Annotated in this window: 18 protein-coding genes and 2 pseudogenes; all 20 read left to right on the forward strand. The window is 59.9% G+C overall.

Annotation, left to right across the window (positions count from 1 at the left end; translation table 11 throughout):
• Window positions 1–386: 386 nt before the first annotated feature.
• The 20 genes and pseudogenes from WS46_RS16905 (at window position 387) to WS46_RS16965 (ending at window position 25,903) form a co-directional block, all read left to right on the forward strand.
• Window positions 387–2,093 (forward strand): ShlB/FhaC/HecB family hemolysin secretion/activation protein, encoded by a 1,707-nt coding sequence (locus tag WS46_RS16905; RefSeq protein ID WP_059691178.1) that lies wholly within the window; start codon window positions 387–389, stop codon window positions 2,091–2,093.
• Between the two features lie 79 nt (window positions 2,094–2,172).
• A complete protein-coding gene (locus WS46_RS16910) occupies window positions 2,173–3,075 on the forward strand; it encodes a hypothetical protein (protein WP_059691179.1) in 903 nt (300 codons plus the stop codon).
• 71 nt (window positions 3,076–3,146) lie between these two features.
• Complete coding sequence (locus WS46_RS16915) at window positions 3,147–12,797, forward strand: hemagglutinin repeat-containing protein (protein ID WP_082725342.1); 9,651 nt, start codon at window positions 3,147–3,149, stop codon at window positions 12,795–12,797.
• Window positions 12,794–13,084, forward strand: a complete 291-nt coding sequence (locus WS46_RS16920; RefSeq protein WP_059523410.1) for a hypothetical protein — start codon at window positions 12,794–12,796, stop codon at window positions 13,082–13,084. Before WS46_RS16915 ends, WS46_RS16920 begins: the two co-directional genes overlap by 4 nt.
• A 1-nt stretch (window position 13,085) precedes the next feature.
• Window positions 13,086–13,811, forward strand: a complete 726-nt coding sequence (locus tag WS46_RS36460) for a hypothetical protein (RefSeq protein WP_257130004.1) — start codon at window positions 13,086–13,088, stop codon at window positions 13,809–13,811.
• A complete protein-coding gene (locus WS46_RS35365) occupies window positions 13,808–14,167 on the forward strand; it encodes a hypothetical protein (RefSeq protein WP_156443141.1) in 360 nt (119 codons plus the stop codon). The genes WS46_RS36460 and WS46_RS35365 overlap by 4 nt, the downstream gene beginning before the upstream one ends.
• A gap of 70 nt (window positions 14,168–14,237) precedes the next feature.
• Window positions 14,238–14,543: pseudogene (locus tag WS46_RS36465) on the forward strand (ShlB/FhaC/HecB family hemolysin secretion/activation protein); the annotation flags it as partial.
• Window positions 14,527–15,684 carry a hypothetical protein gene (locus WS46_RS36070; RefSeq protein WP_179949159.1) on the forward strand — a complete coding sequence of 386 codons (1,158 nt, stop codon included), beginning with the start codon at window positions 14,527–14,529 and terminating at the stop codon, window positions 15,682–15,684. The pseudogene WS46_RS36465 and the gene WS46_RS36070, both read left to right, overlap by 17 nt.
• The gene (locus tag WS46_RS35375; protein ID WP_155623829.1) at window positions 15,659–15,904 is read left to right on the forward strand and encodes a hypothetical protein; all 246 of its coding nucleotides are present in this window, start codon (window positions 15,659–15,661) and stop codon (window positions 15,902–15,904) included. The genes WS46_RS36070 and WS46_RS35375 overlap by 26 nt, the downstream gene beginning before the upstream one ends.
• A 37-nt stretch (window positions 15,905–15,941) precedes the next feature.
• Window positions 15,942–16,673 carry a hypothetical protein gene (locus WS46_RS16930; RefSeq protein ID WP_059691180.1) on the forward strand — a complete coding sequence of 244 codons (732 nt, stop codon included), beginning with the start codon at window positions 15,942–15,944 and terminating at the stop codon, window positions 16,671–16,673.
• 323 nt (window positions 16,674–16,996) lie between these two features.
• Complete coding sequence (locus tag WS46_RS34045; RefSeq protein ID WP_081053158.1) at window positions 16,997–17,128, forward strand: tyrosine-type recombinase/integrase; 132 nt, start codon at window positions 16,997–16,999, stop codon at window positions 17,126–17,128.
• Window positions 17,077–17,448 (forward strand): annotated as a pseudogene (locus tag WS46_RS36885) (hemagglutinin repeat-containing protein); the annotation flags it as partial. The gene WS46_RS34045 and the pseudogene WS46_RS36885, both read left to right, overlap by 52 nt.
• 1,094 nt (window positions 17,449–18,542) lie before the next feature.
• The gene (locus tag WS46_RS36075) at window positions 18,543–18,950 is read left to right on the forward strand and encodes a hypothetical protein (RefSeq protein WP_179949160.1); all 408 of its coding nucleotides are present in this window, start codon (window positions 18,543–18,545) and stop codon (window positions 18,948–18,950) included.
• Window positions 18,947–19,459, forward strand: coding sequence for a hypothetical protein (locus WS46_RS35390; protein WP_156443142.1), 513 nt, complete (start codon window positions 18,947–18,949; stop codon window positions 19,457–19,459). The genes WS46_RS36075 and WS46_RS35390 overlap by 4 nt, the downstream gene beginning before the upstream one ends.
• A 158-nt stretch (window positions 19,460–19,617) precedes the next feature.
• Window positions 19,618–19,956 carry a toxin glutamine deamidase domain-containing protein gene (locus tag WS46_RS36890; RefSeq protein WP_373558363.1) on the forward strand — a complete coding sequence of 113 codons (339 nt, stop codon included), beginning with the start codon at window positions 19,618–19,620 and terminating at the stop codon, window positions 19,954–19,956.
• Window positions 19,957–19,964: 8 nt separating this feature from the next.
• Window positions 19,965–20,270: a YrhB domain-containing protein gene (locus WS46_RS16945; protein WP_059691183.1), complete on the forward strand. Its 306-nt coding sequence runs from the start codon at window positions 19,965–19,967 to the stop codon at window positions 20,268–20,270.
• Window positions 20,271–20,705: 435 nt separating this feature from the next.
• Complete coding sequence (locus WS46_RS16950) at window positions 20,706–21,167, forward strand: (2Fe-2S)-binding protein (RefSeq protein WP_059691184.1); 462 nt, start codon at window positions 20,706–20,708, stop codon at window positions 21,165–21,167.
• Window positions 21,164–23,488: a xanthine dehydrogenase family protein molybdopterin-binding subunit gene (locus WS46_RS16955; protein WP_059691185.1), complete on the forward strand. Its 2,325-nt coding sequence runs from the start codon at window positions 21,164–21,166 to the stop codon at window positions 23,486–23,488. Before WS46_RS16950 ends, WS46_RS16955 begins: the two co-directional genes overlap by 4 nt.
• 791 nt (window positions 23,489–24,279) lie before the next feature.
• Complete coding sequence (locus WS46_RS16960) at window positions 24,280–24,474, forward strand: hypothetical protein (RefSeq protein WP_059449338.1); 195 nt, start codon at window positions 24,280–24,282, stop codon at window positions 24,472–24,474.
• Between the two features lie 151 nt (window positions 24,475–24,625).
• Window positions 24,626–25,903, forward strand: a complete 1,278-nt coding sequence (locus WS46_RS16965; protein ID WP_059691186.1) for an HlyD family secretion protein — start codon at window positions 24,626–24,628, stop codon at window positions 25,901–25,903.
• Window positions 25,904–25,914: the final 11 nt, after the last annotated feature.

Genomic DNA, 25,914 nt, shown 5'->3' on the forward strand with positions numbered 1-25,914 from the left:
GAATTGGCTGGGAAGGACCAGTCGGTGACTACCCGGAAATTTGTTCGGGGAATTGGCGCTCGGTAACGGCGAGTCTTGATTTTGCAGAAAAATGAAGAGAAGGGGTGCATGTTTCGGTGCTCTGAGTCACCGAAATCGGCAGTGAGGAATCGCATTTTTAGTGCCTTTGAGTGTTCGGGTGATTAACCTATATAAGTGTTTCTAATTGTCAAGTTTGATTGGTTGATTCTGGTGCTGAAACGAACGATCTCGGCCCAAGAGAGAGGCTGATACATCATCGGAGTTGAACGGTCAAGCGATCAGACGCCTTTGCAATCCCTGACAATGCACGGGCGATTATTTCGATAAATTTCGGCGTGAGAGACCAATCATTACGCCGCTAACAAGTGAAGAAACGAGAAACTTCGGCAGCGTTGATTTCGGCGTTGGCGAGCGTTTCTGCGCTAGCCCAAGGCGTTCCGCCATCCGAAACTACGTCCGGCCCACAAATTCAGCGTTTGCAGCAGCAGCAACTCGAGGCCACCAAGGAGCTGAATCCGCGTCCCAATGTGCTGACACCCACCGGAGAAAAGACTTCGGTGCCCAGCGTCACGAGCCTGCCCCTCGATAACCCGTGCTTTCCGATCAAGGAAATCGCGCTGGAAGACAATGCGTTCGGCTGGCTCGCGCGTTTCCTTCAACCGGTCGTGGGCCAGTGCGTCGGCAAGACCGCACTCAAGCAGATCCAGGATGCAGCCAACAATGCGCTGATCGAGCGCGGTTACGTGACGTCTCGTGTTCTCGTGCCGACGCAATCGTTGCAATCGGGCACGCTGACGCTGCGCGTTGTGCCGGGGCGCATCAGCGATGTCCGAGCCGACAGGCCCACGATTGGCTGGTTGCGCGCGGCGCTACCCGTTTCGGCCGGGGCGCTGCTGAACCAGCGCGACATCGATCAAGGGCTCGAGAACCTGCGTCGTCTTCAATCCCAGTCCGATGCCACGTTCGACATCGTGCCGGGTCTGAATCCTGGGGACTCCGAACTCGTTTTTCACCCTGGAACCGGCAAGCGCTGGCATGCCGTTATCGGCACGGACAACGCGGGCCTCGATTCCACGGGCAAGTACGAACTGTCCGGCTCGTTCACGTTCGACTCGCCGTTTCACCTCTACGACCAACTGCAAGTTGCCGGCACGACGAATGCCAACTTTGGCGCATCCGACAAGGGCAATCAGTCGGTGTCTGCCAACTACAGCGTGCCGGTTGGCTATGCGATGCTGACGTTGAACGCGAGCCGCTCCCGCTATAAGCAGACGGTGGCCGGCTTCGATGCGCCGATCGAATACAGCGGCGTGCAGTCGCAGCTTCAGGCCGGCCTGTCGGGCGTGATCTATCGGAACGCGCACGCGCGTACGGAGCTTCACGGCAACCTGTTCCACAAAATCAGCCGCAACTCGCTGGATGGTGTCGATCTTCCCGTGCAGCATCGCGACATCATCGGCTACGAGCTCGGCATCGCGCATCGCCAATACATCGGAAACGTTGTCCTCGACGGCTCGTTCGCCTGGCGCGCATCGCTTCCGGGCCTGTCCAGTAATTCAGGCACGGTGGTTGGCACACCCGATTTCGACGGTAAGACACAGGTGGAGTTGGCGAGCCTCAGCGCCCAAGTCCCTTTCAAGATCGGCAGTCAGACGTTCTCGTACCAGTTCAGCTGGAACATGCAGAACGCACGTACGCCACTGACCCCTTCCGATTATTTCACGATCGGTACGCGTTACGCCGTTCGCGGCTTCGATCAGCAACTGACGCTGGCAGCAGAGAGCGGCTGGGTCGTTTCCAACGAACTCGATTGGTACGTGCCGACGCCGCTTGGCACGCAGGCGCTTTATGCCGGCGTCGATGCCGGACGCGTGCGCGGGCCGGCCGCGGAGTACCTGCTTGGCGAAACATTGGTCGGCGCCGTAGTTGGCGTGCGCGGCAATCTCGCACCGAAGAACGTGCTCGGTGCCGCACTGAACTACGACGTGTCGCTTGGCTTCCCGTTGTCGAAGCCGCAGGGCTTCAAGACGAGTTCGCCGACGCTGCTGTTCCAGGTCAGCACGTTGTTCTAAGCAGTAGGGGTGAACCGAGCGCAACGACATGTTGCGACTCGGTGATTTTGTCGATCGAGTAAGAGCAGAAGGAAAGACTATGCAGAACGTGTACGAGAAGCGTCGTGTTTTTCAAGCCGTAACGACAACGTTTGCGGTGGTGGCCGCACTTGGCCTGAGCGCATGTGGCGGTGGTGATGATGGCGGCAGCGGTAGCAGTGCCGCATCGAGTGGTGCGTCGTCGAACGCAGCGCCGTCGGGCAGCGCGTCGAATTCGTCGGGGATTCGTGTGGAAGGGCAATCGCAATCGATCTCGAGCCAGGTTTCGACGGTTCGTGTTCTGATGCCGCCCGCGTCGTGGAACGGCGGGCAGATGCCGAACGGGAATTACACGCTGGCGGCCCTTTCTCAGCCTGTATCGACGCTCAAGGAGCAGGCGCCGGGTGCGTATATCGCGATTCCGTATGGTTCGTCGGGCACGATCAAGACGTTGACGAAGGGCGTCGTGACGGACCTCGCTGGAAATGGCGACATTGCGATCGGCCGCTGGGCGGACGGCACCGATTCGTCGGGCGTTACGTATAACGCGAATCAAGGCCAGGTCTGGGCAGTCGGCGTACCGGTTGCAATTGATGCGACCTCGCCTGTGCAGATGCAATGTTCGCTCGCCTTTGCTACACGTCCGACGTCGGCGGATGGCAATACGGCGCCGGGTTCGCTGACTGGCGCCACGGCGACGCTGACGAGCGGGACGAACACGTTCGGCAATACGGTCATCAACTACACGCTGAATCTGCAGTACTCGATCGGCAATGACCAGAACCAGTCGTTCGTAGGAACGTCCTCGGTCGGCCTCACCGAACTCAGCGCCAAAACGAAGTCGACGCTGATGAGCACGGTCATGGGTTCGGATGCGAAGCAACCGTACCTGATCGTGTCGTACGGTATTCCGGCAACGACGACGGGCAACATCAACGGCTTGGTGGCACTGAGCTGCAAGTAACGTGAGTGGGGCCGGTCGTTTGCGCGATGTGCGCGATGCCGGCCTGACATGCATTCAAGAATAAAACGATCATGAATTCCGGAATCTTTCGCTTGGTGTTCAGTGCCGTGCGCGGCATGCTGGTGGCAGTTGACGAGAACGCGTCGGCGCATGGGGGCGGCGAGCGCTCCCGTGTACAGCGCGCAGTTCGTCCTGCGGCCGAGGATTCCGGAATCTCGATCTGGTTCGCGGCCCGGGCAACTGCGTTTGCCGCACTCTGTACGTTCGGCATGCAGCCCCTCATCGCCGAAGCGCAGGCCACGTTGCCGATCACGCCTGATCGTAGCGGTCCGACCCATCCGGTCGTCGGCGTGTCGGCATCAGGCGTGCCGCTCGTCAACATCACCGCACCGAAAAACGGCGTCTCGCTGAACAACTTCACGCAGTACAACGTGGGTACGAAGGGCGCGGTGCTGGTCAACAGCGGCCAGAATTCGCAAACGCAGCTCGCCGGCTGGATCCAAGGCAATCCATTTCTCGGCAACAGCTCGGCCCGCGTGATCGTCAACCAGGTCACGTCGGGTAACCCCAGTCAGCTGCTCGGACCGACCGAGATCGCGGGCAATCGTGCGAACCTCGTGATCGCGAACCCGGCAGGCATCACTTGTTCGGGTTGCGGTTTTCTGAATGTGCCGCGTGTCACGCTGACGACCGGCGTGCCGACGTTCAATCCGGACGGCACGTTGGCGGGTTTCAATGTGACGCAAGGGCAGATCGGCATTGCCGGTGCGGGGCTCGATGCCCATGGCAGTGCGATCGACCTGATTTCGCGTGCGATGACGATCAACGGTCAGGTGTGGGCGGATTCGATCAATGCGGTCGCCGGTGCGAACCGTGTCGACTATGCGAGCAATGCCGCGCAGGCCCAGGCCGGCACCGGCGCGGCGCCAGGCGTCGCGATCGACGTGCAGGCACTGGGTAGCATGTTCGCCAATAGCGTCCGGATGATTGGGACCGAGGCCGGCGTCGGCGTGCGAGACGCGGGTGCTGTCACGTCGCTGACCGGCGATATTCAAGTTTCGAACAACGGCGATGTGACGATTGCGCCGACCGCGCGTTTGCAATCGGCCGCGAACACCCGGATCGATGGCGCCAACGTCGCCCAGCAAGGCACGATTGTCAGTACGCAGACCACCGATCTGAACGCGTCGCAGGCATTGTCGAACGCCGGAACGATTTCGTCGGGCGGCAACACGAACCTCACTGCGGCAGCCTCGCTCAACAACAGCGGGCAGGCATACGCGGGGGCAGATTCCGCAGGTAATCTCGTCGGCGGTGGCTCCGTCACGGCACGCGCTGCGAATCTGACGAGCGGCGGCACGCTGGCAGCGGGCGATAACGTCAATCTGTTCGCAAACGACGTCACGCTCGACCAAGGGACCGTGAATGCGGCCAGCGCAATCAATGTCGCGACGAACGGCACGCTGTCGAACGTCGCCGGCACGATGAGCGGTCAGAACGTGACGCTGAATGCGGGGCAACTGGTCAACGACTCGGGCGTCATCAGCTCGCAGAACCTGGCGAACGTGACCGCGCAATCGGTATCGAACCGGTCCGGCACGTTGGTGGCCGATGCGCTGTCGCTGAACTCGTCCGGTCCGCTCGACAATACCCAAGGGCACATCACGGCGCGCACGGCGCAGATCGCTGCAACCGACCTGACGAACGTGGCCGGTGAGATCGGCACGTCGACGGGTGCGTTGGCACTGACGGCGACCGGGAGCGTCGCGAACGATAACGGGAAGATTGCAGGCGGCAATGGTCTCACGCTGACCGCGAATACGGTTTCCAACGCACAGGGCCAGATCGGCTCCGTGGCGGGCAATACCTCGCTCGATGTCACGCAATCGCTGAACAACGCAAACGGCAAGCTTGCGTCCGGTAACGACCTGTCGATTCACACGGCCCATCTCGACAACTCGGCCGGATCGATCAGCGCACATGCCGCACAGATCACAGCGGCCGATGTCGTGAATACGGGCGGCAAGATCGGCACCACTGACGCACTGGCCGTGGCGGTGACGGGCGACGTCTCGAATCAGTCGGGCTCCATGGTCGGCGGCAACGGTTTGTCGGTGACGGCAAACAGCATTGGCAATGCGTCGGGCACGATCGGATCGGCCGCTGGCGACACGACGCTGCGTGCGACGCAGTCGCTGATGAATACTGGCGGCACGGTGAGCTCGGCCAATGCGCTCACCGTCGCAAGCGACACGATCGACAATACGGACGGCAGTATGACGGCCGTGCACGGTGCGCAAATCCAGGCGGGGAATCTCGTCAACGCGGGCGGTCAGATCGGATCAACATCGGATGCATTGTCGCTGACGGCCACGCGCACGCTGTCGAACGATAGCGGCAAGCTGGTGGGGGCGACCGGGTTGTCCGCAACCGCCGGCACGCTGAACAACCGGGCAGGCCAGATCGGCACGTCCACCGGCGACATGGCGCTGACCGTCTCTCAGGCACTCGACAATACGCAGGGCAAGATTACCGCAGCTGGCGCGCTGAACACGCAGGCCGGTACGTTCGACAATTCGCAAGGCACAGTGTCGGCGAATGCGACCAAGCTCGCTGTAGCAGGCGCGTTGACGAATGCGGGCGGTACGATCGCGGCGACACGCGACACCACCGTGGCGGCGCAGACCGTGTCGAACCACGGCGGCACCATCGGTTCGGTTTCCGGCGCGTTGGCGGTGGCGACATCTGGCACGACGGACAACGCAGGCGGCAAGCTGCTCTCATCGGGCGACACGACCCTGACCAATGCGGGATTGCTGAACTCGGGCGGCACGGTCACGGGGGCGAACGTCACGCTCGCGTCCGGACAGGGGACGATTGACAACACGCTCGGTAAAGTGGCGGCAAGCCAATCACTGACGAGCCGGTCGGGGGCGTTCGATAACCGGTCGGGTTTGGTGCAGGCAACGGGCGCCGTCGACATCGATACGCACGGCCAGACCTTCGACAACAGCGTGATGGCGGGGCAGTCCGCGGGTGGTCAGGTGCTCGGCAATGGCGTCACGTTGGCAACCGGAGCGCTGAACAACGCAGGTGGCGCCATCTCGTCGAGCGGTGCCGCGACCGTCAACGCCTCATCCGTGACGAACGATACGGGGTCGCTCGTGGCGGACGGTGCATTGACCGTGAGAAGCACCGGAACGGTGTCGAACGTGGCCGGCCAGATCGGCGGCAACCGGGACGTAACGGTCTCCGGTACGACGGTCGACAACACGCGCGGGGCCATGCACGCGAGCGGTGCGCTGTCGGTGACTGGCGATACGATTCGCAATGCACAGACCGCCAATTCGACGCTGCCGACGACGGCGGGCGTGCCGGGGCTGACGGCCGGGATGGAGGGCGCAAGCGTTACGCTGAACGCCAACCAGGCGATCGACAATACGTCCGGCTCGATTCGCGCGGACAAGGAGGCGAAGCTCACTGCACCGACTATCGACAACACGTCGGGCAGCATTCAGTCGAAAGGCACCGCAACATTGGCAGCGTCGAATACGCTGATCAACAGCCAGGGCGACATCAACGGCGGCCAGCAACTGACGGTCTCGACCGGGACGCTCAACAACGGCGGCAAGCTCCAATCGGCTGGCGACGTCAATGTGACGACGCAAGGCGATCTGACCAACACCGGCCAGATTCTGGCGGGCCATGATCTGACGGCCACGGCTGGCGGTACGCTCGACAACAGCGGCACACTGTCGGCAGGCAATGTCGCCAATGTGAACGCCAATTCCATTCAGAACCGCGCAACAGGCGAGATTTTCGGTGGGAACGCTACGAACGTCCACGCGAACCAGTCGATTACGAACGAAGGTCTGATCGACGGCGGTATCACGACGGTGACGGCGGGGGACACCATCACGAATGCGGGTGGCCGGATCTATGGCGATACGGTCGCGGTGGGCGCGAACACAGTCGTGAACGACCAGAACGCCCAGGGCGTGGGCGGTGTGATTGCGTCGCGCGGCGACCTCGACATTGGCGCGCAGACATTCAAAAACCAGAACAATGCACTGATCTACGCGAGCAACGACATTCGCGTCGGCGGCGCGCTGGATGCGAACCATCAGGCAACCGGCAGCGCCCAACTCGTGACGAACAACGGCGCGCAGATCGACGCGGGTCGTGACATCACGATCAGCGCAAACCGGTTCGAAAACCTGAATTCGAATTTCCAGACTTCTACGGTCACGACCGACAGCGGTAACCAGCTGTGGTACCAGGTCCCCGGCTCGACCGAGAAGATCGATCCTTCCACTGTTTACCTGTACCAGAAGAACAGTCAGGAAATTCATCCGGGCACGGACTACCAGTGGGCGTTGGATGACGACCAGAAGTTCATTCTGTTGCCGTCGACCAAATATCCGTTTGCCGAGTATGCGAAGTACACGATGAACGGTGTGGCTGGCAAGATCGACAATACCGCGTATCCCGCAAGCAATTTCGGTACAGGAGATGTGGCGTCTCAGACCGGCGCGTATCGAACGGTGCCGGCCGACATCTGGACGACGTTCGGTGTGACGCCGCCTCCCGACGCAAATCCGGCATGGACCAAGTCTGGACCGTTTTGGATGTCATCGGGCGTAGCGCTGTTGACCGGTAGAAACAACGTCGGTAGCAACTGGTTTTCCATCAAGGCCCCCACTGAAGCGGACGTAACGGGTGCAAAACCGAATCCCTTCGATCCACAGAGCCCGTCGTGCCTGACTTCGACCAATGCGGCTTGCGCGCCTTTCCAGCAGTGGTACAAGGCGACCGTTACCGCCTACCAGAACCTGAACCAGGCGCTCGTTGCGTATAACGGGGACGTTGCGAGCCGGCTCGTCCAGACCTATACCGTCTACGCGGTCGACGTGAAATCGACCAAGGACGTGGTAACGGCTTCGCAACCCGGCACGATTACGTCTGGCCGACATATCACGATCAACACGCCCTCCGGCATCAACGACAAGAGCCAGATCGTAGCCGGCGACGGCAACAATCCGGCGAACGTGCAGAACATCGGTGCGACAGGCACCGAGACCTTCACGGGCTCGGGCAAGGCAATCTATACCTGGGTCCAGTCGGGCGGTGCCTTCAGTGGTGACGAGCGTGCAACCTCCACGACCAACTACTCGCCGGCCATTCCGTCACAAACGATCGATCTGCCGGTGGTGCTGACCGATCCGAGCAAACCGTCCAATCCAATCAAGAGTGTGGCCGCGGCGACGTCCGTTGCGCAGGGCGCAAGCGGTACCGGCGTGACGCCGGTGGCGGGCAAGGATGTCGGCGGCCAAGTGTCGATTGGCTCGGGTGTGTCGGGTGTCGGTGTGGGGGAGGTATCGGCCGTGAAGGCGAACGTGGGCGACGTCGTCGTGCGAACGGTGACGCCGAACACGCGTTTGCCCAACAATGCGCTGTATCAGGTCACGAACGATCCAGGTAGCCACTTCCTGATCGAGACGGACCCGCGCTTTACCGATTACCGGAAGTGGCTGTCGAGCGACACGATGCTGGATGCGCTCAAGGTGGACCCGAATACCGTCCTCAAGCGTATCGGCGACGGTTTCTACGAGCAGCAACTGATTCAGCAACAGATCATCCAGACGACCGGCCAGCGTTTCATTGGCGACTACACGGACAACCAGAGCGAATACGAAGCGCTGATGGCGAGTGGCGTGAAGGCGTCGCAGCAGTTCGGGCTGAACGTCGGTACGGCACTGACCGACGCGCAAATGGCCGCGCTGACGAGCGACATCGTCTGGCTCGTGAATCAGACGGTGACGTTGCCGGATGGTAGCCGGCAAACCGTGCTTGTGCCGCAGGTCTATCTGCACGCGAACGCGGCGGACGTGACGGGAGAAGGCACGATCATCTCCGGCAAGAACGTCACGGTCGACGCCAGCGGCGCGTACAAGAACTCGGGCACGATCGCGAGCCGCAACGTCACGATCATCCATGCGGATTCGATCGACAACAGCGGTACGGTGTCGGGCGGAACCGTGCTCGCGAGCGCGAACCAGGATCTCAATAATCTTGGCGGGTTGATTCAAGGCGATACCGTAGCGCTGTCGGCCGGCCGTGACCTCAACCTGACGAGCACGACCAGTTCGGCGAAAGCGGCAAATGGCAGCGCGACCGGTATCGATCGCGTATCGACGGTCAATGCCGGCACGCTGCAGGCTGTTGCCGGTCGGGACTTGAACGCCAATGCGGCTGTTGTCGCGACGACCGGCGACGCGGTGCTGGCAGCGAACAACGACGTCAATCTGAATGCGGTTCGCCAGAGCAGTCAGGACGCGGTGAAGTGGGACGCACACAATCACGCCGAACACTCGGCGTCGAGCGATACGGGCACGCAGATCGCGACGGGCGGCAACCTGGCGATAGTCGCCGGCCATGACGTGAATGCGACGGCTGTGTACGCCAACGCGCAGGGCGCAATTGGCGTGAGCGCCGGGCACGATGTCAACCTGAACGCCGGCGAGCAGAGCGCGAGCGCGAACGACGAGCACTATCGCAAGGAGAACGGCTTCCTGTCGTCGAAGTCGACGCACACGATCGATTCGAGCAGCTACACGAATGCGGTCGGCACGACGTTGTCGGGCAGCACGGTTGCGGTGCAGGCCGGCAACGACCTGACGGCGAAGGCCGCAACGATCGCGGCGACCAACGACGTGAGCCTTTCTGCCGGCCACGACCTGACGGTCACGACAGCGGATACGGCTTCGAGCGAGTATCACTACAAGGACGTGAAGAAGTCCGGCCTCGGCAGTGCGGGCGCCGGGATCTCGTATGGCACGAACCAGACGATCGATACCAGCCGCGATACGGTGAAGGGTTCGCAGGGCAGCTTGATCGGCAGCACGGACGGTAGCGTGTCGATGGTGGCGGGCAACAAGCTCCATGTGACAGGTTCCGACATCGTTGCAGGCCAGGACGTGACCGGCGTCGCGAAGGAAGTGACGATCGATGCGTCGCAAACGGATCGTCATCACGAAGAAACTCACGAGATGAAAAGTTCGGGTTTCACGCTCGCGGTGAAGTCGCCGGTGATCGATGCGATCCAGAACGTGAATCAGCAGGCGCAGGGCGCGGGCGGCAGCCAGGACGGCCGGGCGGCAGCGCTGCACGCAATTGCGGCAGCGGGCGGCATGGCCGATCTGGTCGGTGCGACCGGCAACATGACCAACGCGCTGAACGATCCGAAGGGCAAGGTCGAGGCGAAGGTTGAACTGAGTTTTGGCTCGTCTCACAGCAAGTCGACGTTCACCGAGAACAGTACGCAGAACAACGGCAGCAATGTGACGGCCGGCGGTACGGCCGCGTTCGTGGCGACGGGTGACAAGAACGCCGGGCAGGGGAACGTGACGATCCAGGGATCGGACCTGACCGCGAAGGATGTGCTGTTGCAGGCAACGAACAAGGTCAATCTGGTCAACAGCACGGATACCGACAGCACGCGCAGCACGAACGAGTCGAAGAGCGCGAGCGTGGGCGTTTCGTATGGCACGGGCGGGTTCGGCGTGTCGGCGTCGATGTCGCGCGCGCACGGCGATGCGAACTCGGATGCGGCGACGCAGAACAATACGCACATCAACGCGAGTAACACGGCAACGATCATCAGCGGCGGCGACACCAATATCGTCGGCGCGAACGTCAACGCGAACAAGGTGATTGCGGATGTTGGCGGCAACCTGAATCTCGCGTCGGTGCAGGATACGAGCCATAGCGAGGCCCACCAGAGCAGTTCGGGCGGTGGGTTCAGCGTCAGCCAGGGCGGAGCCAGCGCAAGTGTCAGCATGCAGAGCGGCCATGCGAGCGGCAATTACGCGGGCGTGAACGAGCAGTCGGGTATTCAGGCTGGCGACGGCGGATTCGACATCAGCGTGAAGGGCAATACGGACCTGAAGGGGGCGTATATTGCGAGCACGGCGACGCCGGACAAGAATCAGCTGACGACCGGGACGCTGTCCTTCTCGGATATTCAGAACAGCTCGAGCTACAACGCGAGCAGCTTTGGGATTAGTGCGGGTGGCGGCGTTGGCGATGGTGGGAACAACTACGCCACGCACGGCCAGGCGAGCGGTAAGAATACAGGCGGTGCATTGCCGCTCTACGTGAGCGAGAGCGACAGCAGTAACGCAACCACCAAGAGCGCAATCAGTGCTGGCAACATCACGATCACGGACAAAGCGAACCAGAAGCAGGATGTGGCGACGCTGAATCGTGATGCGTCGGGCCTGAATGGCACGGTCAACAAGACGCCGGATCTGCAGCAGGTCCTGAGCAATCAGTCGGATCTCATCAACGCGGCGCAGGCGGCGTCGGAGGCGATCGCAAAGCAGATTGGCAGCTACGCGGACAGGAAGGAGAAAGCCGCACGCGATGCCGCTGCCGCGACCGACGATCCTGCGCTCAAGGCGCAATATTTGCAGGACGCGAAGAACTGGGCTGAAGGCGGTGATAATCGTGTTGCTCTGCACATCGCAGGCGGTGCGCTCACCGGTGGATTGACGGCGGGCGGGCTGGGTGCGGCAGGCGGTGCAGCTGGTGCCGGGCTGTCGGCGAAGCTCGCTCCGGAACTGACGGAAATCGCGCAATCGATCAAGGACGCGGGTCCGACCGGCAACAAGAACGTCGACGAGCTGCTGGGCAACGTCGCGTCGAACCTGTTGGCCGGCGGCGCGGGTGCGCTCGTGGGGGGCGGGACGGGTGCGTTGACAGGCGCAGCGGTCGATCGTTTCAACCGTCAGTTGAATCAGGACGAGAAGAAGGCCATTCATGACAAGGCGAACGGCAACGCGGACGAGGAAAAGCGCCTGACGCAGGCCGCTTGCTATCGTGTTCAGTGCTGGGCGGAGTTCTCGCCGAACAGCCCGCAGTGGCTGGCGAACTACGTGGACCCGATGGACGCGAAGGACCTCGCGCCCGAGTTGCAGTGGATCGATAGCCAGAAGGTGAAAAAGGGGCTGTTCGACTACACGCTGATTCAGCAGGGCAAGGACTTGGGGCTGAGCCAGTTCGACCAGTTCAAACGCGGCGTGCTGGGTTTCGGAGAAGACGCGAAGAACTTGCCGCGTGACGTGGCGAATTCACACGTGAAGTTGCCGACCGACGTGCAGCAGGGCGATGCGAACCCGCAAATCGACCCGAATGGTGGCGGGCCGAAGACGCCGAGCGGGCCAGCAGGGGCTACGGTTACAGTAGGTGCTGTACCGTGTGGACCGGGTGTCTTGTGTCCGACTGTGAACGTTGCCCCTGTCGTGACGCCCGGTGGGCCTATTTTGTCAAGTGGCCCCGATAGCGGGAGTGGTGGTGCGACGAATAAAGGTGGAGATTCCGGCGGATTTGCGAAAGGTATTTCGGCGGGGGAGATTTCGGATATAAATCAAAAATTTGGCGGAAGCATTTCGTTCCGGGATGTTGATAATGTTTTGAGTAATGCTGCAAACTATAACGGCTTCTATGACAAGAGTGCGTCTATAATTCGTGATATTGCAGGAGGGCATCTCTTTGATAATGGAAATAAACGAACGGCTGTTGAGGTTGTTGAAACTTTGATTCAGAGAAATTCGGTCGACGGACCTCCCCCTGAACAGATTTGGTCGGTGGTGGATAGAGTTGCAACTGGGCAGCTTCGTGAGGTAAAAGATATTTCAAATGCATTAAGAGGTCTTAAATGAACAAAATGGCGATTGATGAGCTTGGCTCGCTTTATGGTTTAAGTGTGCCGGAGGTTTGTGCGCTCGACGACGCTATGCGAGTATTGCAAGCGGCAGCGGCAGCAAATCGGGCGTTTTTCATAATAAAATTTGATGGGGAGCGCGCGACCAAGAGATTCACTGTAATTTTTAATGCTCCGGATTTGCAAAGAGGGATTGTCAGAATGGATGGGGATGAAATGGGGGAGTGTATTGATTATGCATTAATGGAGCTCATTAATCTGAAGAGGTCCGGGGAAATTCAATGAATTGGAGTGGTCGGGTTTTCAAAAGGCGAAAAAGGGGCTGTTCGACTACACGCTGATTCAGCAGGGCAAGGACTTGGGGCTGAGCCAGTTCGACCAGTTCAAACGCGGCGTGCTGGGTTTCGGAGAAGACGAGAAGAACTTGCCGCGTGACGTGGCGAATTCACACGTGAAGTTGCCGACCGACGTGCAGCAGGGCGATGCGAACCCGCAAATCGACCCGAATGGTGGCGGGCCGAAGACGCCGAGCGGGCCAGCAGGGGCTACGGTTACAGTAGGTGCTGTACCGTGTGGACCGGGTGTCTTGTGTCCGACTGTGAGCGTTGCCCCTGTCGTGACGCCCGGTGGGCCTATTTTGTCGAGCGGCAACGATCAACAGTCGGGTGAAAGCACGGGTTCCACGCCGGGCCGAGTTCAGTCACGTATCAACATTACGAACGATGGTATTGAGCACATTGGCGACCGTCACTTTGATTCAAACGTCAATGCGAGTCAGTTTACAATTAGCGAAAGTGATTTGAGAAGGCTGCTTCAAGATCCGAATACGGTTTCAACTCCTATCACGAAAGAGGTACAAACGCCGGCAGGGCCGAGGTATATCCGTGAAGTCGATACAGGAAGATCTATTGGAACGGATAAGTTCGACAAATTTCAGCCTACATCCGTGATGACTGTTATGACCGATAAGTTCGGGAATCTGGTCACCGCGTTTCCGGGGAGATTGAAATGAATACATATAAACAGGTAAGGGGCGAAGCGGTGCGCCAAAAATTGTTGGAAAGTTCTAAAAACTTGATAGATGGAACGGATGCGCTGAGCGAAACTTTACGTGGGAGTTTTCCGGGAATTAAATTGGCATTCGTTGTCGATTGCATTCCGGAGCAAGGGGAAGACATTTATCGAATCTTGGTCAACTCGACGACTATTGCTGAGGTTGAGATTGCTAGAGGTGTTTGTTCGATGTCTAATCCACCACGATTAAAGACAATTGAACTTTCTGTGTATCAACAGAAGCGCCACTCGCGGGCCGTTCGGCAAACGTTGGAAGTTGCGCTGGATTTGATGAAGTCGGGAGGAGTTCGTTGAATTTATGGGCAATGCATTTTGCATTGATGCGATTGTTGAGAATTTGTCGTGAAGTCGCGGAAAACAATTTATGCGAGTAATCAGGCCGCTTATTGCGCTGCCATTAGTGGCTGCTTCGCTTGCCGTGTGCGCACAACAAACCCCCACGCCTGCCGACCAAGCTGCCGCTGCGCGTGCGAATGCGGAACAGGACAGGCAGGCACAGCAGCAACGCGACGCGCAGCAGCGTGATGCGGCAGTGCGTGCCCCTTCCGTTCGGTCGGACGTGCCGCGCATTGAAGCGTATCCGGCGCTTCCCATCGAAACGCCGTGTTTCCGTATCGACCGCTTTGCACTCGATGTGCCGAGTTCATTGCCCGATGCAGCGAAGGTTCGGCGGGGCTGCGGGCGCGGGAATATCAGCGAAGCTCGCACCGCAACTGAATGAAATCGCGCAGTCGATCAAGGATGCGGGGCCAACGGGCAACAAGAACGTGGATGAACTGCTGGGGAACCTGACGTCGAACGTGCTGGCGGGCGGTGCGGGTGCTTTGGTGGGTGGTGGAACGGGGGCGTTGAGCGGGGCGAGTGTGGATCGGTTCAACCGGCAACTGCACCCTGATGAGCGGCAGTGGGCGAAGGATAAGGCGAAGGACTTCGCGAAGTTCTACGAAGAAAAAACCGGTAAATCACTCACCGCGGATCAGGCGCAGAATATGTTGCTGGCAAACGGCTATCGTTTGGTGGATGCAGCGGCAAGCAAGGGGCCGGGAGGGGACGCAACCGCGGTGGCCTATATCAGTCAGAATGGTGGCGGGCTGTTCCATGCGACGTCGGCAGAGTACAACAGTCCGTTCTTATCTGGGAACAAGGATGGTTCGCTGACGCCGGAGCAGAGAGCGTTGCCTGGCGCGGTGGCTAATCCAAAGGCCGGCCTCGTCATTGCCGGAGGGTTGGTAACTGCCGGACTGGCACCAGAGATTGCTGCCGGGTTAGCCGCTATCCCTGGCGCGCCAATTTTTGGTTCGACCGGAGCTTTGGGGTCCAGCGCGTGGGCGTCGCCTATTGGGATTGGCGTCCTAACTGGCAGTGTAAACGCGACATCGCAATACTTCCAGAATGGCACAGTGAATCCAGTCGATGTTGGGTATGCGGCATTGGCCGGTGGATCTGGCACTTACACCAAATTCTTTGGGAATGTCGTAATAAACGCAGTGACAGGTGCTCTTGATACCGTCACTAATAATGCAATCTCTGGCAAACACGATAGCATTGCAACCGGTGCAGCGGTGAACGCGGGTGCGGCGGCTATCGGTTATGGTACGGGACTCGCCATGCAAAATCTAATTTCCGCGTTGTCGAAGTCCGGGATGGGTAGTTTTGGGTGGTCCGGGACTGGTGTTTGGGCGGGATCATCAGGACAAAATCTGTTCAATCCGAACAATGTTCCTGCAATTGGTGCCGGTATAGGGGGGGCTGCCGGCGCTGAGGCAGGAACGAAAGCGATAAACGATGCCAAATCTCGGATTGGGAAATGAAGAAATGCTTAGATTGATTGCCTTATATTTAGCTGCTTTCTTGCTGTCGTTTCTGTGCTTTGCCTCCATCAAGGCATTTGTAATGATTTTTGTGGCCTATTTTTACGGTGGTGGTTTCTTGTGGGCGAGCAACGATACGAGATTCGTTTTAGTGAATGGCATTCTGTTGGGGCTTGTTTTTTGCGTTTTCGCAACGGTGGCTTTTGTGCGAAAAAAATGATTCGTGATGCCATTGTGAAATCCGGTTTAATCGGCAGTTGCACGAGGACAGCAAGGCGAAGGAGCAGACGCTGGCGAAGAAGCTGGCAGCGGAAAGCGACGGGAAATACACGGTGCAGCAGATTCAAGACCAGATGGCGCAAATGGATCTGGTGATGAGTGATGGAGGGGTGTTGCCGGGCAATGTTCGAGTAGCGTCGGGAGAGATGCCGCAGGACGGTACGGAGTGGACGCGGTATGGTGTGAACAAGGCGGGTCAGACGGTGTGGACGCAATCGTTGGGTCCGGGCGATCCTGATTTGCAGGCGTATATTGTGAAGGGAGCGCAGGGTAGCGGGTTCTCGTATCAGGCGACGACGACGGGCAAGAATCCGGGTTTGGTTCGTGCGCCTGATTTTGTGAATTTCCAGGTGGATTACTTTGTGGGGAGCGTGTGGGGGACGTTTACGCGAGACGGGAACGCGTTCTTCGGTGGCGGATTGAACATGGGGCTGCCGAACCCGGTCGGTGCAGGTGTGAATATATCGGCTGGCTATCTGAATACGAGTACGGTCCGGCCGGGACAGACAAATAACTTTGCTGGCGGATATGCAGGCGGGGGATCCGCGCTGTACGGTGGTTTGGGTGGCGGCGTCATGTTGTCGCCTGGTAACGGTACGGCGACTGTTGTAGGCTTCGGTGCAGGTGTGAACGTGGGGAAGACAAACAACCCGGCATCCGTTGGCTGGGGTTTCTCCGTTGATCAAGGGAAAACTGGAATTAGGTGGTAGCCATGGGACCGTCAATTACATCTGTTCCGAAGACGCGAGCGCAGAAAATCATCTGGTGGTGCTGTTTTACGGCGATGATGGGTTTCATCGTGTATGTGGTGTTGAAGAACCTTTTCTTTAGTTGAACGACCGAGCCTGGCGGATGCCGAGCTCGGTGTTTATGAACGCGGGGAGCGAGAGCGACGTCGAGGCTATTGTTCAGCGGCGAATTGTTCGTCGTGGTGGATGCAGTCCTGAATCTCCTGTTCGGTCATCTCGCGATTGCCGATCCGGTAGCGGTGATCGGGGAGATGGTCAATTGCTGGGAGCGGTAATTGACGGAGATGCTGGAGAACGGAGCGGACGTGCGGTTCGTGCACGTGATGTTGGGGCACGCACAACTGACAAGCATGCAGATTTACACGCAGGTGGCGATACGGGCACGCAGATCGCGACGGGCGGCAACCTGGCGATAGTCGCCGGCCACGACGTGAATGCGACGGCTGCGTACGCCAAAGCGCAAGGCGCAATTGGCGTGAGTGCCGGGCACGATGTCAACCTGAACGCCGGCGAGCAGAGCGCGAGCGCGAACGACGAGCACTATCGCAAGGAGAACGGCTTCCTGTCGTCGAAGTCGACGCACACGATCGATTCGAGCAGCTACACGAATGCGGTCGGCACGACGTTGTCGGGCAGCACGGTTGCGGTGCAGGCCGGCAACGACCTGACGGCGAAGGCCGCAACGATCGCGGCGACCAACGACGTGAGCCTTTCTCCCGGCCACGACCTGAACGTGCTGGCGGGCGGTGCGGGTGCTTTGGTGGGTGGTGGAACGGGGGCGTTGAGCGGGGCGAGTGTGGATCGGTTCAATCGGCAGTTGCATCCGGACGAAAAGAAGGCCATCCACGACAAGGCGAATGGCGATAAGGCACTTGAGAAGCGTTCGACCCGTGCAGCCTTTAATGCAAACTTCGTTTCGCTTGTTGAGGCGGAGAATCTGAAATCGGAAATAGGATGGGTGAAGGGGCAGCAAGATAAAGGGCTGTTCGTGTATACGGATGGTCAGAAATATTTTGATAATGTTAAGGCGAATCTTATTGCCCCTGGAAAAGATGCCATTAAGGTGGTGACGGGCGGTATCGCGACGACTACCGGTCTCGGTATATGTGGCGTTGGTGGGCCGGTGTGTATCGTTGGAGGGCCAATGACTGCCATGGGAGCCAGCGACTTTACTGAGGGCGCTTCTGGGTTGTACAACTTTTATATGGGTCGTGGGGCCGCCGGATATAACCCTTTGAGAGAGACTTTCTCTTCCATTTCTCCTAAATGGGGTGGGACGGCGTACGACGTCGTGAATTTTGGTGTAAGCGTCGGTGGTCTCTTTGCGCCTCGCACACTTAACGTTGGACTTGCCGACGGGCTTGGTCGCCCACAGTCGATGTTTGGTGTTACGGTTCCTGCATACAACAACGTTAAATTGCTTCCGCTCACAAAAATGCCATTGCTAGGGGTAAATCAACCATTGATGCTGTTTGTGATTGGGTCAAGAGGTGTTGCGGTTTATAATGATGTTTCGAAGGAAGCCAAGCCGAGTCGTCCATGACTAAAAACGCTTACGAGGGTATTTTCCGATTCCTGGAAATTGCATTTATTTCTTTTGGGACGGGTGTATTCTGGGCATTTCTGGTGTCGGGGCTGATTCGACATGTATTTGATTTTAATGAAGATGAGACGTTGATATATTTCGGTGGGTCATTTTTGTTGATTTATTTTTTTTGGTGTTGGCGCTTACTTTCTCGAATTTTTTCGCGGGCTGGGGGGCTGTAAGAAACTATCGCGAAGCAGATCGGCACTTATGCGGACAAGAAGCAGGCGGAAGCGCAAAAAAATGTGAATAGCACGACCGATCCGGCGCTCAAGGCGCAGTATTTGCGGGAGGCCAAGGACTGGGCCGAAGGTGGCGACAATCGCGTTGCGCTGCATATCGTGGCCGGTGCGCTGACGGCGGGATTGACGGCGGGCGGGCTCGGATCGGCTGGCGACGCGGCGGGAGCCGGCCATGCTCCGAGTGATGGTAGTGTCGTGGTGAAACAGGTCCAATATAGCCCATCGAGCGCCGATTCTGTGCATGGCGGGCAGTATTACAAATTTACCTACACTGATGGATCGACAGTTAAGGTGATTGACCCGAGCACATACAAGGTTAAGGGCTGGCCTGAAAGTAATACTACTTTCTATGATCAGGCGGGGAAGCCAATCACCTATGATCCAGTAGGGAAGAAGTGGAGTCGCCAATGAATGACGGGATTGACTGGGAAGCACCAATTGAGCCGGGGCGAGCAATGCTCGGATTGCACCTTGGGTTGTCGAGTAACGTCGTGCGCAAGCTGATAGGATGCGACGGAGAGGTTCTCCAAAAAGCGACTAGGTTCCGTAATTCACCGAAAATATTGATTGATTGTCGTCAATCTGGGGTTATATATTTTCGTGCGGCTGATATGGGGGCTGTTGAGTATGATTGGCAAAATATATTGGCGCGGCTTGTTTTTAAACAAGATATGCTAGAAAGCATCGTAGTTGAGTCTGTTGCGGGTGGTGCTGAATATGCATATAAGGGAAAACTCTTGAGTAAGGTTGGTCTCGGTGAAAAGGTCGCTGAGTTGCTTGAGTTTGTGGAAATTGAATTCGATGATGCTGAGGAGGTTTTTTATTCGGACAAATTGAAGGGGGTTGAAGTGGCTGGTGATGATTCTTGTAATTTGTCAGTTAACTCAAATCAAGTTGTAACATATATCAAAGTGTTTTGATTGAATCAGGCGTTCGACTTGGTGTTGTGGTTTGATGGGTTTTCAGTCAGGTTGGTCAAGGTTTGGGTGTGCAAATTTCTTCCGGCTTGTTTCGGTGTGAGGGGTTGTGCTGATGAGGTTTTATGATGTTGCTGCATTTTCGGGACCTCGAATTGCCTATGAAATGTGTCTTTCGGCTCGAAGATAGGTTGGCCGGAAATCCGGCGAGCGCCTTGCCAGGACAGGTGACAAGCCCTGCGGATGTTGCGACGGCTTTCGGAAAAACGCCCTTCAATTGGATCGGTCGTACAGGTCCTGATGCGATCGCTCAGACTATGTCGAATTGGGGGGATGGCTCCAGAGCAGTTGTGTTCGGTGCTCGTGGAGATGAGGTAGGACACTTTAGTAACGTAGTAAATCAAGGCGGAACGATTCGTTTCCTAGTTGGCCAAACTGGCAAGCCTACAAACCTGAGCGATGGGTACACGCAATGGTTTATTCTCAGGACAGACAAATAGGAGGAAGTATGGCTATAACCAAGGACCAGGCGCTGCAACTTGTTCGAGAGTATCTTGATCAAATGGATTCAACCGAGTCCATCGGTGGCTATGCGGTGGTTGAGGGAAAGACGATCGAAAAGCAGTATGGGTGGGTGTTCGTATTCAATTCGAAAAAGTATTTGGAGACCGGAAACATTATATTTTCTCTAGGGGGAAATGGGCCAATTATTGTGGAGCGGGAGAACGGGCGGCTGCATCAATTGGGGTCGGCTTCGTCTCTGCAAGATTCTGTCAGGCAATTCGAGGAGGCCAACGGTTTCGATTGTCAGTGAAGAAAGATGAATAGCAAGATCTCTCAGGCGCAAATCTCATCAAAGACAGATCTCGAAACAATTCTAGGGCCAGCGTCCCTTTGCCGGCAACATCACGATCACGGACAAGGCGAACCAGAAGCAGGATGTGGCGACGCTCAATCGTGATAGGTCGTGCCGCACCGACCACACCCCCCCTGAATCACCCCACCCGACGACAATCGCGAATTCGTCTGATAATACCTGCGGCGATCCCCGCTACGCGCAATCGTCCGAATCCCGCCGAACCGTTGCACGGGCAACCAGACGGCACCATCGCCGTGATTGCATCGCCACCCGATGCAATCCGGAAACGAAACGGCGTCAGGCCCACCTGGTCGTTCGGAATGTGCCCAGCGCCGTTCAAATCCCCACACGACGCCCGCGCGACGCGGCGCCGCCAACAGGAGATGAACGATGATCACGCTGACCGTCAACGGTAGCGAACAACATTTCGACGGCAACCCCGACATGCCGTTGCTCTGGTATCTGCGCGACGTCCTCGGCCACACGGGCACCAAGTTCGGCTGCGGGATGGCGCTGTGCGGCGCATGCACCGTGCATCTCGACGGTGAAGCGATCCGCGCATGCATCACGCCCGTCGCGGTCGCCGCCGGCAAGCGCGTGACGACGATCGAAGGATTGTCGACCGACCTGACCCACCCGCTGCAGCAAGCCTGGCAGGAACTGAACGTTGCGCAATGCGGCTACTGTCAGTCCGGACAGATCATGCAGGCCGCCTCGCTGCTGAAGACCAATCCTCACCCGAGCGATGCCGACATCGACGACGCGATGTCCGGCAACATCTGTCGCTGCGGCACCTATACGCGCATTCGCGCGGCAATCCGGCTGGCGGTGCGCCGTGGAGGTGCCGCATGAACGCGCCGGAACTCTCCGTCCACAACGAAAGCCGCCGCGCATTGCTGCTCGGCTTCGCCGCCGGCGGGCTGCTGCTCGCGTTCGGTGTGCCGTCGCTCGCGCGCGCGGCCGCGCCGGTGCAGCCGCCGGTCAGCCCGAATCCGAAGTACGGCGGCGCTGGCATGCCGCACGGATTGCGCGACGATCCGAACCTGTTCGTCGCGATCGCGCCGGACGGTACGGTCACGGTGACCTGCATCCGCTCCGAGATGGGGCAGGGCGTGCGCACGAGCGTCGCGCTCGTGGTCGCCGACGAACTGGGCGCGGATTGGGCGCGCGTGAAGGTCGCGCAGGCGGTCGGCGACGAGCCGCGCTACGGCAACCAGAACACCGACGGCTCGCGCAGCCTGCGCCAGAGTTTCGCGGCGCTGCGTCGCGCGGGCGCCGCTGCGCGCACGATGCTCGAGCAGGCCGCCGCGGCGACGTGGGGCGTCGACGTGCGTCAGGTGAAGGCGGCAGTCCACGAGGTCGTCGATACGAAAACCGGACGCAAGCTCGGCTTCGGCGAACTGGCCGCCAAGGCAGCCGCGCTGCCGGCGCCCGATCCGAAGAGCGTGTCGTTGAAGGCGCCGGCCGAGTTCCGCTATATCGGCAAGGGCAGGACGGCGTTGATCGACGGACGCGACATCGTCGGTGGCCGCGCGCGCTACGGGATCGACACGCGGCTCGACGGCATGCTGTATGCGGTGGTCGCACGTCCGCCGGTTTATGGCGATACGGTCGCGTCGTTCGACGCGTCGGCCGCGGAGAAGCTGCCGGGTGTCGTCAAGGTCGTGCAGCTTGCGTCGGCACCGCTGCCGTCCGGGTTCCAGCCGCTCGGCGGTGTGGCCGTGATCGCGCGCGACACGTGGACGGCCATCCAGGCGCGCGCGCAGTTGAAGATCGACTGGAAGCACGGGCCGCACGCAGGCTACGATTCGGCCGCCTACCGCAAGACGCTCGAAGCGGCGGCCGCGCAGCCGGGCGACGTGATCCGCAACGACGGCGATACGGCCGCGGCGCTCGCGGGCGCCGCGAAGCGGGTGCGCGCGACGTACTACGTTCCGCATCTCGCGCACGCGACGATGGAGCCGCCGGCGGCAGTCGCGCGCGTGGCCGACGGCCGCTGCGAGGTGTGGACCTGCACGCAGGCGCCGCAGACCACGCGCGACGAAATCGCGAAGGCGCTCGCGTTGCCGACCGAGCGGGTAACGGTCAACGTGACGCTGCTTGGCGGCGGCTTCGGCCGCAAGTCGAAGCCGGACTACGTGGTGGAGGCCGCGTTGCTGTCGAAGGCAGTCGGCGCGCCCGTGAAGCTGACGTTCACGCGCGAGGACGACATCGCGCACGACTATTTCCACGCGGTGTCGCTGGAGGCGTTCGAAGGCGGTCTCGATGCGGCGGGGAAGGTGGTCGCGTGGCAGCATCGCACGGTCGCGCCTTCGATCCAGTCGACTTTCAGGGCCGGCGTCGTGCATGAGCAGCCGGGCGAGCTCGCGCAAGGCATCGCGGATCTTCCATTCGCAGTCCGGAACGTGAGGATCGAGAATCCGGCCGCGGAAGCGCACACGCGGATCGGCTGGTTTCGTTCGGTGTACAACATTCCGCACGCGTTCGGGATTCAGAGTTTCGTGTCCGAGCTCGCGCATGCGGCGGGCCGCGATCCGAAGGATTTCCTGCTCGACCTGATCGGGCCGGCGCGACGATTCGAACCGCACATCACGGTGAAGAACGTGAACTACGGCGAGGATCCGGCGTTGTATCCGGTCGATACCGGACGGCTGCGGCGCGTGATCGAGACGGTCGCGCGCGAAGCCGGTTGGGGGCGCAAGCTGCCGAAGGGGCGCGGGCTCGGGATTGCCGCGCATCGCAGCTTCGTGTCGTACACGGCGGCCGTGTGCGAAGTGCAGGTCGGCGCGGACGGTGCGATCGCGGTGCCGCGCGTCGATATTGCGATCGACTGCGGGCCGCAAGTCAACCCGGAGCGCGTGCGCTCGCAGCTCGAAGGTGCGGTGGTGATGGGGCTCGGCATTGCGCTGCACGGCGAGATCACGTTCAAGGACGGACGCCCGGAGCAGAGCAACTTCAACGGCTTCCAGGTGTTGCGGATGAACGAGGCGCCGCGTGAAATCCGCGTGCACCTTGTCGCGCCGGACGACTACGCGACGCCGCTCGGCGGCGTGGGCGAGCCGGGCCTGCCGCCGGTCGCGCCGGCGCTGACCAACGCGATCTTCGCGGCGACGGGGACGCGCATCCGCAGCCTGCCCGTCGCGGATCAACTCGCGAAGCCGAAAGCAGGGTGATACGGTGCCGCGCGCCGGGCCGTCTGCATGGCCCGGTGCGCATTCGCTCGCACACCCAGGCCATTGCACGCGATCCATTCATGCATTTCATTTGCATATAAATTCGATGGGACCACCCGGCCGTTCGGTCGCCGGGACAACTGCTTTCCAGAATCAACCACGGAAATTCAATCTCGGCATTCAAGTCCGTAATTCCCCGTGGAAATAGAATCAATTGCCGTCGGATATCGGGTTTGCCCGATGGTGCGGTATCGTACAAAGAGTGACCGGAAACTGTCGGATCATTGGCGCGTCGAATTCAATTTTGTAAAAAATTCAATGAGAAAAATCGGGTGTGATTCAGCCATTCGAAAATGACCGATTGGGTGGGGCATTTGGCGCATGCTTGTTACCGGTCAGTCCTAAGGCGGGCATTCATTATCGTTTTCATTCCGACGGTTCATGGCGTTCCAGCTATGGTGGCGCCTGATCTGTAGCGCCCGCTCGTCTGCAGATCGAAACCGCCGAGCCGGATGGCCGGTATCGCAGGAATTGACGGTATATCGAAAGCGGAATGCGTTATCGAATGCGGATTGACCTCGCGAGTATTGCGAAAAGGTGGCTCGAGATATTCGAGTGGGCGGAGCGATGTGCGCCGTTTTGTCGACTTGGTTAATGAGGTGTGACTGCGCAATGCAATCGTCTTGCCCGAGAATTTAACATATTTAACGTATTGATCTGCGTCGCGATCGCGGCGTGGTTCGATGCCTCGCTAGATGGGTTATCTAGCATTCTCAATCTGGAGAAACGCAATGCAAGAACTGAATCAACAGGAAATCGCACAAGTTTCCGGCGGCTACTACAGCGGCGGCTCGATTTTCGACACGCTGGGCAACGTGGTCGAGCTGTACGGCCAGACGCTCTACAACGTCGGCGAAGCACTGACGACGGCCGTCGTCGGCACGGGCAATGCACTGCTCGGCCTGCTGACCGGCCAGCACGCGTAAGCCGGACGCGATTTCCGTGCGATGGCGCGCGCTGCGTCGCCATCGCGTGAATCGCGGATCGCCGCGGCACCGGAGCGGGGCGCCGCGGCGATCTTCCCGGGCAACCGGGACGCATCCGTCGAACCCAACTGACTGTCTGTAATCCCGTATCTTGACGAACCCGACTTCTCTCTTCCGGCACGAAGCGCAACAGGCGCAGCGCGCCGGCGCGCTGGGCGAGATCGTGCTGGCGCGCCCCGTGCCGCTGACGCTGCTGGCGGCGTCAGCGGTCGCGATGGCCGCATGCGTGCTGCTGTTCTTCGCGTTCGGCACCTACACGCGTCGTACGACGGTCAGCGGCGTCGTGATGCCGGATGCGGGGCTGGTGAAGGTCTATGCGTTGCAGCCAGGCATCGTCGTCGAGCGCGACGTGAAGGAAGGGCAGCACGTCGCGCGCGGGCAGACGCTTTATACGGTGTCCACCGACCTGCAAAGCGCGGCGGAAGGCGCGACGCAGGCCGCGCTGATCGCGCAGGCGCGGCAACGCAAGGCATCGCTGCTCGCGGAAATGGACAAGACGCGCAGCCTGCAGCAGGACGAACGCGCGACGGTGCGCGCGAAGATCGCGAGCCTGCGCGGCGAGCTTGCGCAGATCGACGATCAGCTTTCGGCGCAGCGGTTGCGCACGTCGATCGCGGCCGACGGCGCGAAACGGTATCGCGGCCTGCTGGCCCAGGACTACATTTCGAAGGATCAGGCGCAGCAGCGCGAGGCCGACCTGCTCGACCAGCAGTCGAAGCTGAACGGGCTGCTGCGCGAGCGCGCGTCGACGGCGCAGTCGCTGACGGAAGCGAACAACCAGCTGGCCGGCCTCGACCTCAAGCAGCAGAACCAGCTCGCGCAGATCGATCGCAACGTGATCGACGTCGACCAGAACCTGATCGAAAGCGAGGCGAAACGCCGGATCGTCGTCACCGCGCCGGAAACGGGTGTCGTGACGGCGGCGATCGCCGACGTCGGCCAGTCGGTCGATACGTCCCGGCCGCTCGCGAGCGTGGTGCCGGGCGGCGCGCGCTGGCAGGCGCATCTGTTCGTGCCGAGCACGGCGATCGGCTTCGTGCGGGTCGGCGAGCCGGTGCTGATCCGCTATCAGGCGTTCCCGTATCAGAAGTTCGGCCAGTATCGCGCCGTGGTCGTGTCGATCGCGCGCACGGCGCTGTCGGCGGCCGAACTCGCAAACGATGGCGGCCCGGCGGCGACGCCGGGCGAGGGGCGCGACGCGACCTTCTATCGCGTGATCGTCGCGCTCGATGCGCAGCACGTCACCGCGTATGGCGCGCGGCAACCGTTGCAGGCCGGCATGACGCTGCAGGCAGACATCCTGCAGGAGCGCAGGCGCCTGTACGAGTGGGTGCTCGAGCCGCTTTACAGCCTGACCGGCAAACTCTGACGAGGTCGCGC

The organism is Burkholderia sp. RF4-BP95 (assembly GCF_001521985.1).
Classification (GTDB): domain Bacteria; phylum Pseudomonadota; class Gammaproteobacteria; order Burkholderiales; family Burkholderiaceae; genus Burkholderia; species Burkholderia diffusa.

Bases quoted from the DNA above. Each gene is read 5' to 3' on its own strand.
- WS46_RS16910 (WP_059691179.1), top strand. From the start codon at position 2,173: ATGCAGAACGTGTACGAGAAGCGTCGTGTTTTTCAAGCCGTAACGACA.
- WS46_RS16915 (WP_082725342.1), top strand. From the start codon at position 3,147: ATGAATTCCGGAATCTTTCGCTTGGTGTTCAGTGCCGTGCGCGGCATG.
- WS46_RS16920 (WP_059523410.1), top strand. From the start codon at position 12,794: ATGAACAAAATGGCGATTGATGAGCTTGGCTCGCTTTATGGTTTAAGT.
- WS46_RS35365 (WP_156443141.1), top strand. From the start codon at position 13,808: ATGAATACATATAAACAGGTAAGGGGCGAAGCGGTGCGCCAAAAATTG.
- WS46_RS36070 (WP_179949159.1), top strand. From the start codon at position 14,527: ATGCAGCGAAGGTTCGGCGGGGCTGCGGGCGCGGGAATATCAGCGAAG.
- WS46_RS35375 (WP_155623829.1), top strand. From the start codon at position 15,659: ATGCCAAATCTCGGATTGGGAAATGAAGAAATGCTTAGATTGATTGCC.
- WS46_RS34045 (WP_081053158.1), top strand. From the start codon at position 16,997: ATGCTGGAGAACGGAGCGGACGTGCGGTTCGTGCACGTGATGTTGGGG.
- WS46_RS35390 (WP_156443142.1), top strand. From the start codon at position 18,947: ATGAATGACGGGATTGACTGGGAAGCACCAATTGAGCCGGGGCGAGCA.
- WS46_RS36890 (WP_373558363.1), top strand. From the start codon at position 19,618: ATGAAATGTGTCTTTCGGCTCGAAGATAGGTTGGCCGGAAATCCGGCG.
- WS46_RS16945 (WP_059691183.1), top strand. From the start codon at position 19,965: ATGGCTATAACCAAGGACCAGGCGCTGCAACTTGTTCGAGAGTATCTT.
- WS46_RS16950 (WP_059691184.1), top strand. From the start codon at position 20,706: ATGATCACGCTGACCGTCAACGGTAGCGAACAACATTTCGACGGCAAC.
- WS46_RS16955 (WP_059691185.1), top strand. From the start codon at position 21,164: ATGAACGCGCCGGAACTCTCCGTCCACAACGAAAGCCGCCGCGCATTG.
- WS46_RS16960 (WP_059449338.1), top strand. From the start codon at position 24,280: ATGCAAGAACTGAATCAACAGGAAATCGCACAAGTTTCCGGCGGCTAC.